Here is a 13,083-nt window from a genome sequence, read left to right as displayed (position 1 = left end):
AGCGGCTTTCAGTCACGCAAATCCGATTCATGAATCGGCTGGTCACGATGGGTGGCCCGTTGGTATTGCGCCGGCCAGATAGCCTTGTGCCCACCCAGATCGTCATCGGCATGCAGCGGCCAATACGGATCACGCAACAACTCCCGGGCGAGGAAGATAATGTCGGCCTGACAGGTACGCAGAATATGCTCGGCCTGGGCTGGCTCGGTAATCATGCCTACCGTGCCGGTGGCAATGCCCGACTCTTTACGTACCCGCTCAGCAAATCGGGTCTGATAACCGGGCCCTGTAGGAATTTCGGCATTTACCGCCGTACCGCCCGACGAAACGTCGATCAGGTCCACACCCAGATCTTTCAAGCGTCGCGCCAGCTCCACGGTTTCGTCGGGGTTCCAACCGTCTTCCACCCAGTCGGTGGCCGATACACGCACAAACACCGGTAACTCTTCAGGCCACACGGCCCGCACCGCTTCGGTGACTTGCAGCACCAGCCGAATACGATTCTCGAATGAGCCACCGTACTGATCGCGCCGTTGATTGCTCAACGGCGAAAGAAATTGATGCAGCAGATACCCATGGGCGGCGTGCACTTCGACCACTTTGAAACCGGCGGTCAGCGCCCGTTTGGCCGAATCGACGAAAGCCTGGACGACCTCGGCGATCTCACTTTCATTAAGCTGCTTGGGTGGTGTGTGCTGGGGGTCGAAAGCGATCGGCGAAGGGCCGACCGGGATCCAGCCGCCGTCTTCCGGCTTGACGCTGCCATGCTTGCCCAGCCACGGCCGATGCGTGCTGGCCTTGCGCCCGGCATGGGCCAACTGGATGCCGGCAACGGCGCCCTGAGCGGCAATGAAGCGCGTAATACGTTGCAAGGGTTCGATCTGTTGATCATTCCAGAGGCCAAGGTCCTGGGCGGTGATACGCCCGTCGGCGGTGACCGCCGTGGCTTCGGTGAATACCAGACCGGCGCCGCCGATCGCGCGGCTGCCGAGATGGACCAGATGCCAGTCATTGGCCAGCCCATCGACGCTGGAGTACTGGCACATCGGTGACACCGCGATGCGGTTAAGCAGGGTCAATTGACGAAGGGTATAGGGTTCAAGCAGCAGACTCATGGGGCACCTCTCAAATCAGTGGGCAGGCTCCAGGGTTCTGTTTGAATAGTCGACGAGTGACAGGAAAAAGGTGCAGCACCCGCCCCCGCGGGCAAAAAATTCGACAAGACGTCACAAGGATAATCAAGCAGTGCTTAGAGCCTAGTCGACATCGCGGGATCAGGGAGGGTTCAAGAAATGAAACACCGCCAATTTGAGGTCTGGGCGATACCTGTGGCGAGGGAGCTTGCTCCCGCTCGGCTGCGCAGCAGTCGTCAACCAACCGACGCGGTACCACAGGAAAGAAGCGTTTAAAGGTTTAGGGCCGCTTCGCAGCCCAGCGGGAGCAAGCTCCCTCGCCACAAAAGCATCGTGCCGTTATCGCGGTTCGATGTGGGCAATCATCAACTGTACAGTCTCGTTCCCACGAAACTCGTTGAGGTCGAGTTTGTAGGCCAATTCGACCCACTTGATGGTCGGATTCGGCCAGATGTCCCGGTCGATCCCGAAGGCGATGCCATCCAGCTTCACCGAGCCGCATTCACTCTTCAGCACCACTTTGAGGTGCCGCTCGCCAACCACACGCTGCTCGACCAACTGGAACACCCCGTGAAACAGCGGCTCCGGGAAGTGTTGCCCCCAAGGCCCGGCGTGGCGCAGGGCGCGAGCCAGTTCCAGGTGAAACTCCTCAACCGCCAGGGTGCCGTCCGACAGCAGTCGCCCGGTCAGGTCTTCTTCACGCATTTGCCTGCGCACTTCGGCGTCGAAAGCTTCGGCGAACAACGGAAAATTCGCTTCCGGCAAGGTCAGGCCGGCCGCCATGGCATGGCCACCGTATTTGCTGATCAGGTTTGGATGCTGCGCCGCGACCACGCTCAAGGCATCACGAATGTGAAAGCCCTGAACCGAACGCCCCGAGCCTTTGAGCAGGCCGTCGCCAGCATCGGCAAAGGCAATGGTCGGACGGAAATAGCGCTCTTTCATACGCGAGGCGAGGATACCGATCACACCCTGGTGCCACTCGGGATCGAACAGGCACAGGCCGAACGGCATCGATTCCACCGGCAGATCCTTGAGTTGGGCCAGCGCCTCGCGCTGCATGCCCTGCTCGATGGATTTACGGTCCTGGTTCATGCCATCCAGCTGAGCCGCCATTTCACGGGCAGCGCCAGCGTCTTCGGTGAGCAGGCACTCGATGCCCAGGCTCATGTCATCCAGCCGCCCTGCCGCGTTCAGACGCGGGCCGAGGATAAAGCCCAGGTCAGTCGAGGTGATGCGCGAATGATCACGCTTGGCCACTTCAAGGATCGCCTTGATCCCCGGCCGCGCGCGCCCGGCGCGAATTCGCTCCAGGCCCTGATGTACCAGAATCCGGTTGTTGGCATCCAGCGGCACCACGTCGGCGACGCTGCCCAGCGCCACCAGGTCGAGCAATTCGCCAATGTTCGGCTGCGGCTTGCTCTCGTACCAGCCCAGGCTGCGCAGGCGCGCGCGCAGGGCCATCAGTACATAGAAAATCACCCCGACACCGGCCAGGGCTTTGCTCGGGAATTCGCAACCCGGCTGGTTCGGATTGACGATGGCATCGGCCAACGGCAGCTCGTCGCCGGGCAAGTGGTGATCGGTGACCAGCACCTTGAGCCCGGCCTTTTTCGCCGCTGCCACGCCTTCGACGCTGGAAATGCCGTTGTCCACGGTGATCAGTAACTGCGGCTCGCGGGTCAGCGCCACTTCGACGATTTCCGGGGTCAGGCCGTAGCCGTACTCGAAGCGGTTCGGCACCAGATAGTCGACATGCGCCGCGCCCAGCAGGCGTAACCCCAACATGCCCACGGTACTGGCCGTCGCGCCATCGGCATCGAAGTCGCCGACGATCAGAATCCGCTGACGCTGCTCCAGCGCCGTCACCAACAAATCCACCGCCGCCTCGATGCCCTTGAGCTGCTGGAACGGAATCAGCCGCGCCAGGCTCTTGTCCAGTTCAGCCTCAGACTGCACGCCCCGCGCCGCGTAAAGGCGGGTCAGCAGCGGTGGAATATCACCGAGAAATGGCAGGGTGTCGGGCAACAGGCGAGGTTCGATGCGCATGGGGTGACAGGTGCTTCTCTTGAATACGTAGGATAAAACCGGGTGACGCTGCCAAGCGGCGAATAATCAGCCGCGTTCGCCGGCCAGCCATTGCAACTGGACTTCGTGCTGACCACGGTCGTCGGTGACGAAAATCGTTCCTTCGCTGATCATCACGTCCCACTTGATAACGCGCGGCATGTCCTTGGCCAGGGTTTCCAGCACTTCCTGGGGCACGGCGGCGATGTTGACGTTTTTCAGGGTCTTGATCGCCGGGATCACTTTGCCTTCCCAGACACGCAGGCTGCCGTAGGCCAGCAGGCTGGTGCGTTCGGTGCGACGCGAGCACCAGGTCAGGCGATCGGCGTCTGGCTGGCCGACTTCGATCCAGTGCAGGACACGGTCGTCCAGGCTCTTTTCCCACAGCGCCGGTTCATCCACGTCTGACAGACCGCGGCCAAAAGACAACTGCTCGTTGTACCAGAAGGCGTAGGCCAGCAGCCGCACGGTCATGCGCTCTTCGGTTTCCGAAGGGTGACGGGCGATGGTCTGCTTCACGTTCTCGTAGACGCTGCGGTCGAGGTCGGTGAGGTTCAGTTCAAACTTGTAGGTCGTGGACGGCTGGGCCATGAACGGGCTTCTTGATACGGGGAAAGGCGGCAAGTCTAACCGATGCAAGAGGGCAATCAACGAATTGAAGGCGAATCAACTTTGGGCGATGGATGTCGGCCTATGATAAAACGCTGTATTCGCTCAGCCTTTGTCCTACAGGATTTCGCATGCCGTTCTCCAATAAACCGCTCTCGGGTCTGAAAGTCATCGAATTGGGTACGTTGATTGCCGGGCCGTTTGCCTCGCGTATTTGCGGCGAATTCGGCGCCGAAGTGATCAAGATCGAGTCACCGGACGGCGGTGATCCGTTGCGCAAATGGCGCAAGTTGTATGAAGGCACCTCGCTGTGGTGGTTCGTTCAGGCGCGCAACAAGAAATCCCTGACCCTGAACCTGAAACACCCCGATGGCCTGGCGATCCTGAAACAGCTGCTCAGTGAAGCGGACATCCTGATTGAGAATTTTCGCCCCGGCGTGCTGGAAAAGCTCGGCCTGAGCTGGGAAGTCCTGCACGCACTGAACCCGAAACTGGTGATGGTGCGGCTCTCGGGCTTTGGCCAGACCGGCCCCATGAAAGATCAGCCGGGCTTCGGTGCGGTCGGTGAGTCCATGGGCGGCCTGCGCTACATCACCGGGTTCGAGGACCGGCCGCCAGTGCGCACCGGGATTTCCATCGGCGACTCGATTGCCGCGCTCTGGGGCGTGATTGGCGCACTGATGGCCTTGCGTCATCGCGAGGTCAACGGTGGCTTGGGCCAAGTGGTGGACGTGGCGCTGTATGAAGCGATCTTCGCCATGATGGAAAGCATGGTCCCGGAGTTCGACGTGTTCGGCTTCATCCGCGAACGCACCGGCAACATCATGCCGGGCATCACGCCCTCCTCCATCCACACCAGCGCCGACGGCAAACACGTGCAGATCGGCGCCAACGGCGATGCGATCTTCAAGCGTTTCATGCTGATCATCGGCCGCGAGGACCTGGCCAACGACCCAGTGCTGGCCAGCAACGACGGGCGTGACAGCCGTCGCGACGAGATTTACGGGGTGATCGATCGTTGGGTCAACTCACTGCCGCTGGACGCAGTGATCGAGCAATTGAACCAGGCTGACGTTCCCGCCAGCCGGATTTTCAGCGCCGAAGACATGTTCAGCGATCCGCAGTACCTGGCCCGGGAAATGTTCCTGCAAGCCAAGCTGCCCGACGGCAAGGACTTCAAGATGCCCGGCATTGTGCCAAAACTCTCTGAGACACCCGGCACCTCGGAATGGGTCGGGCCGCAGTTGGGTGAACACAATGCGCAAGTCCTCCACGATCTGGGCTACGACCCGGCACAGATCGCACGACTGCGTGAAGACGGGGCCATTTAAGCTGAATCGCCTGCTTTCATCTGTCCTCGATTACGCCAGCATCGGGCGCCTGCTGGCGGCGCTCGGGCTGTTGTCGGGCCTGATATCCCCGGCCCTGGCGCAACCCAAGGAGCATTTGTTCTGGCTGTTGCGCGACCTGCCGCCACTGACGATCTTCGAAGGTCCGAAAAAAGGCCAGGGCGTTATCGACCAACTGATGCCCCTGCTGATCGCCGGTATGCCGCAGTACGAACACACCCTGATACGGGTCAATCGCGCCCGCGGCATGCAAATGCTTCACGAAGAATCCTTTACCTGCGATCCCTCGCTGGTCTGGAGCAAGGAGCGCGAACAATGGATCGCGTATTCCATTCCGGCCTTCCGGGTGGTCAGCAATGGGTTGGTGATCCGACGTGAAGATCGGCCAGTGCTGGAGCCGTTTCTTTCCAACGGTGAAGTCGATCTGGCCGCATTGTTGGCCAGCGGTCAACAGAAAGTCGGTGTGATCGCCGAGCGCCGTTACGGCGAGTTCCTCGACACACTGCTGCAACAGGCGCCAGCCGGCGCGCTGACGCCCCACTATGGCAATGACGCCCTCGGCAGCCTGCTGCAGATGCAACGCTTGGGTCGTTTGCAGGTGGTATTGGGTTACTGGCCGGAAATCCGCTATCAGGCCCATCAGGAAAACCTGGCCGATGAGCAACTGGAGTTCTACCCGGTCAAAGGCACGGGCAACTACATGCCCGTGTACATCGGTTGCTCGAATACACCTCAGGGTCGACAGGCGATCGGTGAAATCAACCGACTACTGCGCGCCCTGCCCCGCGAGCAACTGGCCCCGCTGTATGCCGACTGGCTCGACCCGCAAAGACGCAAGGATTACCTGGAAGAAACCAGGGCCTTTTTCGAGCATCAGGCCACGCAATGACAAATCGCAGGCAAAAAGAAACCCCGAGAAGTGGGGAGACAACTCGGGGTTAAACGTGGCCTGTATTACAGACCAGTAGCAGCAAGCTACAAGCACCGGAGCACAATGCTTGATCCTGCCGTTACATGGTCTGACTGACCTTGGTGCAGGAAGGTTCCCACAAAAAACACTTCAATTTCGGCTGGCCAGGCGCTTGTCCTGAGCCGCATTGCGCAACGCCGCGATGACACAGGGCTCCAGGCGTCCTTCAGCGATCAGCACGTCGCGGTGCAAGCCGTCGACGACATCCGTCAGCAGACGTTTATCGGTTAACTGGGCCTGATTGAACAGCCGTTCGACCACGATAGCGCCGGTCGCACTCTTGAGCGTCACCAGGCATTCGCCATGGGCACCCGATGGGGTCAATGTGACTTGGTACGGGCTCAGAGCCTCGCCGAGCAATAGACTGATACTTTCCATCTCGATCACCACTCAATAGTCCGCAAACAAAGTGCCTGGGGCGTATCCACAGTAAATGACCCCAGACCCGAGAAGAAAGTTCTGGATTCCAACGGCAGGCGCACCGGCGCCTCTGGTGGATAAAGCATGCCCGGAAAAGATGACAGTAAAAAAACAGCCGCTTTTAAACCCTTTCACCCGAGACGCATTCCTTGTAGCAGCAGCCGAACGCAGCCTCGCAGGCTCGGCAGCTGCTACAGGCATCGCGCTTCACGCCTGCCTTGTCCGCTTGGCCAGATCGGTCCATCCGCCCAGCAGCCCTCGCAATTGACCGTCCGCGCTGTAAAACGGCACCGTCCACTGATAGATGTCCCTGACGCCGTCCTTGAACATCAACTGACGTTCGCTGAAGCGGGTCTTGCGCGTACCCAGCTGGGCCATGAACTCGGCGTGCAGTTGCTCGGCGGTTTCCTTGGGCAAGACATCAAGCTCGATCAGTCGGCGCCCCTGAATCTGGTCGAAACGGGTCGACAAACTCTCCTCATAACTTTTGTTGCACATGATCAAGCGCCCTTCCAGATCACGCACGAACATTGGATCGGGCATGGCGTCTATCAAGGCGTGCTGGAAGGCGAGCTGGTCATTGAGGTCTTTTTCGGCGTCCCGACGTTGCTGGATCAACATCGCGAGTCGTCGGTTCCACAACAGGGATAGCAGCACAAAAACACTGGCGAAAAAAATGCCCCAACAGCCCCATTCGGTTACTCGCTGCCAGGTCGAAGGCGTCTGTACAGGAACAATGCCATCGAGCCACTTCAAGCGAATGGCGCGTAACTCGGCAGGCGGAAACGCTTCGAGTGCCTTGTTGAGGATGCTCAACAATTGCGGCTGTCCTTTGCGTACCGCCAGATGATCGGCCTCCCATTTACCCTCTACCGTAGAGCCCACCTTGAGCTGCCCGGACGGATAGAGTTGCGCCCCGGTTTCGTTCTCGATGGTGGCGTAGGCTTCGCCGCTTTCGACCAGCGCCCTGGCCTCGGCGTAGGTTTTGACCGAACGCAGCTCGATGGACGGATAGTCGCGACGAATGGTCGCCTCCAGCGCATGCCGGGCTGGCAGCACCAGTACTCTTTTCGACAGCTGCTGCATGGATTGCACCGCTGGCGCGCCCGCTCGCCCGACGAACACCCAGCCCGCACCACCGAACGCATGACTGAAATCCAGGAACTCCTTGCGCTCCTCACTCATTGCCAGTGTGGTGCTCATGTCTGCCGCGCCGCTTTCCAGCCGCTCCAGCAACTGATCGGTGGAAAACGTCTCTTCATGGAGGAACGTCAGCCCTGTCATGGCGCTGATGCGGTTGAGCACATCGTTGTTCAACCCGCTCCAGTGTCCATGCTCATCCTTGAACAAATACAACGGGTACTGCGCCGACGCGACGATGACCGTCGGATGTTCCGCAATCCATTGCAGCTCCTGAGCGTCTAGCCCGATAGCGGCCTCGCCGACCGCCCCCCGGGGCTCATAAGCCGCCAATTGCGCCGCCAGCCCCCATTGAGCAACGCTCATGGCGCCGACCAGAAATATCCAGCACGCAGCTGGTTTAAACCCTCTAAAAAACAGCATTGCCACTTCCTTGGTGATCGTCTCGCCCGCCCTTCATGGGCGGCTCTTCATTTACGAAACCCGACAAGTGTGGCATGCAGAAATGAGAAAGCCCGTCAGGAGACGGGCTTCAAAATGTGACAGCTTTTACCGGTTACAGTGGCTTGCCGCGGTTGCCATGCTGGCTGACAAAGGCCTGCACAGCTTTCAGATCATTCGGCAACACGGTGCAACGCTCATCTCGCTCAAACAAATCAGAAAGATGTGCAGGTAGTTCGAGCGCTTTTCCTACACCAGCTTTTTCCACCGCGTCCGGGAATTTGACCGGATGAGCCGTGCCCAGGATCACCATCGGGATATCCAGGCTGCGACGGCATTCGCGCGCGGCCTTCACGCCGATGGCGGTGTGCGGGTCCAGCAGCTCGCCGGTTTGCTCGAAGACTTCGGCAATGGTTTCGCAGGTTTGGGCGTCGTCCACGGCCAGCGAATCGAACAGTTTGCGTGCTTCGGTCCAGCGCTCCTGTTCGACGCTGAAACCGCCACCCTGCTTGAAGGTGTCCATCAAACCGGCAATCGCCGCGCCGTTACGACCGTGCAGGTCGAACAGCAGGCGTTCGAAGTTCGACGAGACCATGATGTCCATGGACGGCGACAGCGTGGCGTGCAGGGTTTCCTTGACGTACTGATTGCCGCTCATGAAGCGGTGCAGGATGTCGTTGCGGTTGGTGGCGACGATCAACTGGTTGATCGGCAGGCCCATGTTGCGCGCCAGGTAACCGGCGAAGATATCGCCGAAGTTGCCGGTCGGCACCGAGAACGATACCGAACGCGCCGGGCCGCCCAACTGCAGGGCTGCGTGGAAGTAATAAACGATCTGGGCCATGATCCGCGCCCAGTTGATCGAGTTCACCGCTACCAGGCGAGTGCCCTTGAGGAAGCTCTGGTCGGCGAAGCTCGCCTTGACCATTTCCTGGCAGTCATCGAAGTTGCCTTCGATGGCGATGTTATGGATGTTCTCGCCGAAGATGGTGGTCATCTGGCGACGCTGCACTTCGGACACGCGGTTGTGTGGGTGCAGGATGAAGATGTCGACGTTTTCGCAATGCTTGCAGCCTTCGATGGCCGCCGAACCGGTGTCGCCGGAGGTAGCGCCGACGATCACCACGCGCTCACCGCGTTTTTCCAGCACGTAGTCGAGCAGGCGACCGAGCAGTTGCAGGGCGAAGTCCTTGAACGCCAGGGTCGGGCCGTGGAACAGCTCCAGCACCCATTCGTTGCTGTTCAGCTGACGCAACGGCGCCACGGCGTTGTGGGAAAACACGCCATAGGTTTCTTCAAGAATCTTTTTGAAATCGGCATCGGGGATGCTGCCGGTGACGAAGGGGCGCATCACCCGGAAGGCCAGTTCGTGATACGGCAGGCCGGCCCAGGAAGCGATTTCTTCCTGAGTGAAACGTGGCAGGTTTTCCGGGACGTACAGACCGCCGTCGGTGGCTAGACCGGCCAGCAGGACGTCTTCGAAATTCAGGGCCGGTGCCTGGCCGCGGGTACTGATATAACGCATGACTGGCTCCAATAGACAGTGTTCGCAAACCCGGGCCCGCACGCGGGCCCGGTGAACGATAACGGCTTAGTTCAGGTGCTCGACGCGGATCCGTACAACCGGACCGACCACGCCCGCCAGGGCTTCCAGGGCAGCGATCGCATCGTTGATGTGCTGTTCCAGCACGCGATGGGTCAGCAGGATCATCGGCACCAGGCCGTCGTGTTCCTCGACTTCCTTCTGCATGATCGATTCGATGTTGATGCCGCGCTCCGACAGGATGCTCGCCACCTGGGCCAACACGCCCGGATGGTCCTTGGCCTGAATGCGCAGGTAGTAAGCGCTTTCGCAGGCTTCGATCGGCAGGATCGGGTGGGCCGACAGCGAATCCGGCTGGAAGGCCAGGTGCGGTACACGGTTTTCCGGGTCAGAGGTCATGGCGCGAACCACGTCCACCAGGTCGGCGATTACCGACGAAGCGGTCGGTTCCATGCCGGCGCCAGCGCCGTAGAACAGGGTCGAACCGGCAGCATCACCGTTGACCATCACCGCGTTCATCACGCCGTTGACGTTGGCGATCAGGCGATCGGCCGGGATCAGCGTCGGGTGCACGCGCAACTCGATACCGGCCGCGGTGCTGCGCGCCACGCCCAGGTGCTTGATGCGATAGCCCAGCGCTTCGGCGTAGTTCACGTCAGCGGTGGTCAGCTTGGTGATGCCTTCGGTGTAGGCCTTGTCGAATTGCAGCGGAATGCCGAACGCGATGGACGCCAGGATCGTCAGCTTGTGGGCTGCGTCGATGCCTTCGACGTCGAACGTCGGGTCGGCTTCGGCGTAACCCAGGGCTTGCGCTTCGGCCAGCACGTCTTCGAAGGTCCGGCCTTTTTCACGCATTTCGGTAAGGATGAAGTTACCGGTGCCGTTGATGATGCCGGCCACCCAGTTGATGCGGTTGGCGGACAGGCCTTCACGGATCGCCTTGATCACCGGGATACCGCCGGCCACGGCCGCTTCGAACGCAACGATCACGCCCTTCTCGCGAGCCTTGGCGAAAATTTCATTACCGTGAACGGCAATCAGTGCCTTGTTCGCGGTGACCACATGCTTGCCATTCTCGATGGCCTTGAGTACCAGCTCGCGGGCAACGGTATAGCCGCCCATCAGCTCTATGACGATGTCGATCTCAGGGTTCGTGGCCACTTCGAAGACATCGTTGGTAATCGCAATACCGGTCGTCTGGAACTGAGGCTTTGGCGTGCGCATGGCAATTTGTGCCACTTCGATTCCACGCCCGGCACGACGAGCAATTTCCTCGGCGTTGCGCTGAAGTACGTTGAAGGTACCGCCACCGACGGTCCCTAACCCACAGATGCCTACTTTGACCGGTTTCACTGTGAACTCCCCATAAAACGGCCGACTCGAGGCCGGCCGTGAAAACAGCCGCAGGTTCGCGGCTCTCTATTGATGGCCCGGCAAATGCTGCCGCCGGACCACGCTCGTCAAAGGCTGGCCGTGACGATGCGAATTTACTTCGCGCCCAGTGCCAGTTTGGCGACTTGTGGCGCAGGCTGGTAGCCCGGAATGACCTGACCGTCAGCCAAAACGATGGCCGGTGTACCGTTCACGCCAATCGACTGACCGAGGGCAAACTGCCTGGAAACCGGGTTATCGCACTTGGCGGCCTTGATTTCCTTGCCATCGACCATTTTGTCCATGGCGGCTTTTTTGTCTTTGGAGCACCACACGGCTTGCAGTTGCTCGTCACCCGGCGAGCCCAGGCCCTGGCGCGGGAACGCAACATAACGCACTTCGATGCCGCGCTTGTTCAGCTCAGGCACTTCGGCGTGCAGCTTGTGGCAATACGGGCAAGTGGTGTCGGTGAACACGGTGATGTGCGACTTGGTTTCGCCGATGGCCGGATAGACCACGGTTTCCGCCACTGGAATGTCGTTGATCAGCTTGGCAATGCCCAGGCGTTCGGTCTTCTCGGTCAGGTTGACCGGTTTACCGTCCTTGAGCTGGAACAGGTAGCCCTGAACGACGTATTGGCCGTCGGCGCTGGCGTAAAGCACGCGGCTGCCCTTGAGCTTGACTTCGTACAGACCTGGCAGCGGGCTGGCGGTGATGGTTTCGACCGGCACGTCGAGCTGGAGGTTTTCCAGGCTTTTACGAATGGCTTTGTCGGCCGCGTCATCGGCGACGGCAAAGGTGCTGACCAACGCAATGGCTGCAGCGGCGAAAATCTGGGTCAGACGCATGAGAACTCCTGAAGGCGGACAAATGGGACGATCAGAACGCCCGTGCCGAAACACCGGGTCATAACCGCCCATCGTGCAAACCGGCAAAGCCTACCACATAAGGCCCCTGTGGCGAGGGGGCTTGTCGGAACGCCGCACCGCCCCGTTGGGTTGCGAAGCAGCCCCTCTTTGGCGATCCCTATCCGACATATGGACCGAGGCGTGAGGCTTGACGACTGCTGCGCAGCCGAACGGGGGCAAGCCCCCTCGCCACAGGGTTTGTAACCATCCCGAATTGGTCAGCCTCTGGGGTGATGCTTGGCATGCAGATCCTGCAAGCGCGCGCGGGCGACGTGAGTATAGATCTGGGTGGTGGAGAGATCGCTGTGGCCGAGCAACATTTGCACCACCCGAAGGTCGGCGCCGTGGTTGAGCAGGTGCGTGGCGAAGGCATGACGCAAGGTATGCGGCGACAGCGACTTGCCGATCCCGGCGACCTTGGCCTGGTGCTTGATGCGATGCCAGAAGGTCTGGCGGGTCATTTGCTCACCGCGCAGGCTGGGGAACAGCACATCGCTGGGACGCCCGCCCAGAAGCTCGCCACGGGCATCGCGCATGTAGCGCTCGACCCAGACAATCGCCTCCTCGCCCATCGGCACCAGCCGTTCCTTGCTGCCCTTGCCCATCACCCGCAGCACACCTTGGCGCAGGTTGACCTGCTCCAGCGTCAGGCTGATCAGCTCCGTCACCCGCAAGCCACACGCGTAAAGCACCTCAAGCATGGCGCGATCACGCTGACCGATGGCCTCGCTCAGGTCCGGCGCGGCCAGCAAGGCTTCCACATCGGCTTCCGACAAGGATTTGGGCAATGGCCTACCCAGCTGCGGCATATCCACGCGCAGGGTCGGATCCACGGCAATCAGCTTTTCCCGCAACAAATAGCGATAGAAACCACGCACGCCAGAGAGGAATCGCGCCGTAGAACGGGGTTTGTAGTTTTGCTCCAGGCGCCAGGCCAGGTGATCGAGGATCAACTCGCGCCCGGCGTTGATCAGCTCCAGGCCCTTCTCCTGCAACCAGCCGTTGAACAAGGCCAGGTCGCTGCGATAGGCATCGCGGGTGTTATCGGAAAGGCCTTTCTCCAGCCACAGGGCGTCGAGGAACAGGTCTATCAGGGGATGATCGATGGCAGGCATGGGGGCTCAGGACTGGC

Annotated in this window: 11 protein-coding genes; 2 read left to right on the top strand and 9 right to left on the bottom strand. The window is 60.3% G+C overall.

The genetic code is table 11. From position 1 onward, the window contains the following. Nucleotides 1–8 precede the first annotated feature (8 nt). The 3 genes from ACEN9A_RS04530 to ACEN9A_RS04520 all read right to left on the bottom strand — a co-directional run bounded on the left by ACEN9A_RS04530 (nt 9) and on the right by ACEN9A_RS04520 (nt 3,791). Entirely contained in the window at nt 9–1,115 is a 1,107-nt protein-coding gene (locus ACEN9A_RS04530) for an NADH:flavin oxidoreductase/NADH oxidase (protein WP_258672446.1), read from the bottom strand. Nucleotides 1,116–1,472: 357 nt separating this feature from the next. Continuing rightward, on the bottom strand, nt 1,473–3,182 hold the full coding sequence (recJ, locus tag ACEN9A_RS04525) for a single-stranded-DNA-specific exonuclease RecJ (protein WP_028939499.1): 1,710 nt from the start codon (nt 3,180–3,182) through the stop codon (nt 1,473–1,475). 66 nt (nt 3,183–3,248) lie between these two features. Continuing rightward, nucleotides 3,249–3,791, bottom strand: coding sequence for a YaeQ family protein (locus tag ACEN9A_RS04520; RefSeq protein ID WP_007940622.1), 543 nt, complete (start codon nt 3,789–3,791; stop codon nt 3,249–3,251). 149 nt (nt 3,792–3,940) lie between these two features. On the opposite strand from ACEN9A_RS04520, the gene ACEN9A_RS04515 reads away from it, so the two are divergent. Together ACEN9A_RS04515 and ACEN9A_RS04510 are read left to right on the top strand one after the other, a co-directional pair. Further along, nucleotides 3,941–5,140: a CaiB/BaiF CoA transferase family protein gene (locus tag ACEN9A_RS04515; RefSeq protein ID WP_019651844.1), complete on the top strand. Its 1,200-nt coding sequence runs from the start codon at nt 3,941–3,943 to the stop codon at nt 5,138–5,140. Beyond that, nucleotides 5,121–6,047, top strand: coding sequence for a TIGR02285 family protein (locus ACEN9A_RS04510; protein ID WP_258672444.1), 927 nt, complete (start codon nt 5,121–5,123; stop codon nt 6,045–6,047). Before ACEN9A_RS04515 ends, ACEN9A_RS04510 begins: the two co-directional genes overlap by 20 nt. 171 nt (nt 6,048–6,218) lie before the next feature. Here ACEN9A_RS04510 and ACEN9A_RS04505 read toward each other — a convergent pair whose 3' ends face one another. The 6 genes from ACEN9A_RS04505 to xerD all read right to left on the bottom strand — a co-directional run bounded on the left by ACEN9A_RS04505 (nt 6,219) and on the right by xerD (nt 13,066). Further along, nucleotides 6,219–6,506 (bottom strand): DUF3509 domain-containing protein, encoded by a 288-nt coding sequence (locus ACEN9A_RS04505; protein WP_019581629.1) that lies wholly within the window; start codon nt 6,504–6,506, stop codon nt 6,219–6,221. Nucleotides 6,507–6,755: 249 nt separating this feature from the next. Further along, complete coding sequence (locus ACEN9A_RS04500) at nt 6,756–8,111, bottom strand: transporter substrate-binding domain-containing protein (protein WP_258672442.1); 1,356 nt, start codon at nt 8,109–8,111, stop codon at nt 6,756–6,758. A 133-nt stretch (nt 8,112–8,244) separates the two neighbouring features. Further along, nucleotides 8,245–9,654, bottom strand: coding sequence for a threonine synthase (thrC, locus tag ACEN9A_RS04495; RefSeq protein WP_019651847.1), 1,410 nt, complete (start codon nt 9,652–9,654; stop codon nt 8,245–8,247). A 66-nt stretch (nt 9,655–9,720) separates the two neighbouring features. After that, nucleotides 9,721–11,025, bottom strand: a complete 1,305-nt coding sequence (locus ACEN9A_RS04490) for a homoserine dehydrogenase (protein WP_018926703.1) — start codon at nt 11,023–11,025, stop codon at nt 9,721–9,723. A 134-nt stretch (nt 11,026–11,159) separates the two neighbouring features. Then, the gene (locus ACEN9A_RS04485; protein WP_019651848.1) at nt 11,160–11,891 is read right to left on the bottom strand and encodes a DsbC family protein; all 732 of its coding nucleotides are present in this window, start codon (nt 11,889–11,891) and stop codon (nt 11,160–11,162) included. A gap of 278 nt (nt 11,892–12,169) precedes the next feature. Further along, on the bottom strand, nt 12,170–13,066 hold the full coding sequence (gene xerD / locus ACEN9A_RS04480) for a site-specific tyrosine recombinase XerD (protein ID WP_258672439.1): 897 nt from the start codon (nt 13,064–13,066) through the stop codon (nt 12,170–12,172). Nucleotides 13,067–13,083: the final 17 nt, after the last annotated feature.

The organism is Pseudomonas sp. Pseusp18 (assembly GCF_059506005.1).
Note: the sequence above shows the minus strand (reverse complement) of the source record. Positions and strands in the feature narration are given on the sequence as shown.

Excerpts from the sequence above, each read along its gene's own strand:
- ACEN9A_RS04520 (WP_007940622.1), bottom strand. The coding sequence starts at position 3,791 with ATGGCCCAGCCGTCCACGACCTACAAGTTTGAACTGAACCTCACCGAC.
- recJ (WP_028939499.1), bottom strand. The coding sequence starts at position 3,182 with ATGCGCATCGAACCTCGCCTGTTGCCCGACACCCTGCCATTTCTCGGT.
- xerD (WP_258672439.1), bottom strand. The coding sequence starts at position 13,066 with ATGCCTGCCATCGATCATCCCCTGATAGACCTGTTCCTCGACGCCCTG.
- ACEN9A_RS04515 (WP_019651844.1), top strand. The coding sequence starts at position 3,941 with ATGCCGTTCTCCAATAAACCGCTCTCGGGTCTGAAAGTCATCGAATTG.
- ACEN9A_RS04485 (WP_019651848.1), bottom strand. The coding sequence starts at position 11,891 with ATGCGTCTGACCCAGATTTTCGCCGCTGCAGCCATTGCGTTGGTCAGC.
- ACEN9A_RS04505 (WP_019581629.1), bottom strand. The coding sequence starts at position 6,506 with ATGGAAAGTATCAGTCTATTGCTCGGCGAGGCTCTGAGCCCGTACCAA.
- thrC (WP_019651847.1), bottom strand. The coding sequence starts at position 9,654 with ATGCGTTATATCAGTACCCGCGGCCAGGCACCGGCCCTGAATTTCGAA.
- ACEN9A_RS04530 (WP_258672446.1), bottom strand. The coding sequence starts at position 1,115 with ATGAGTCTGCTGCTTGAACCCTATACCCTTCGTCAATTGACCCTGCTT.
- ACEN9A_RS04500 (WP_258672442.1), bottom strand. The coding sequence starts at position 8,111 with ATGCTGTTTTTTAGAGGGTTTAAACCAGCTGCGTGCTGGATATTTCTG.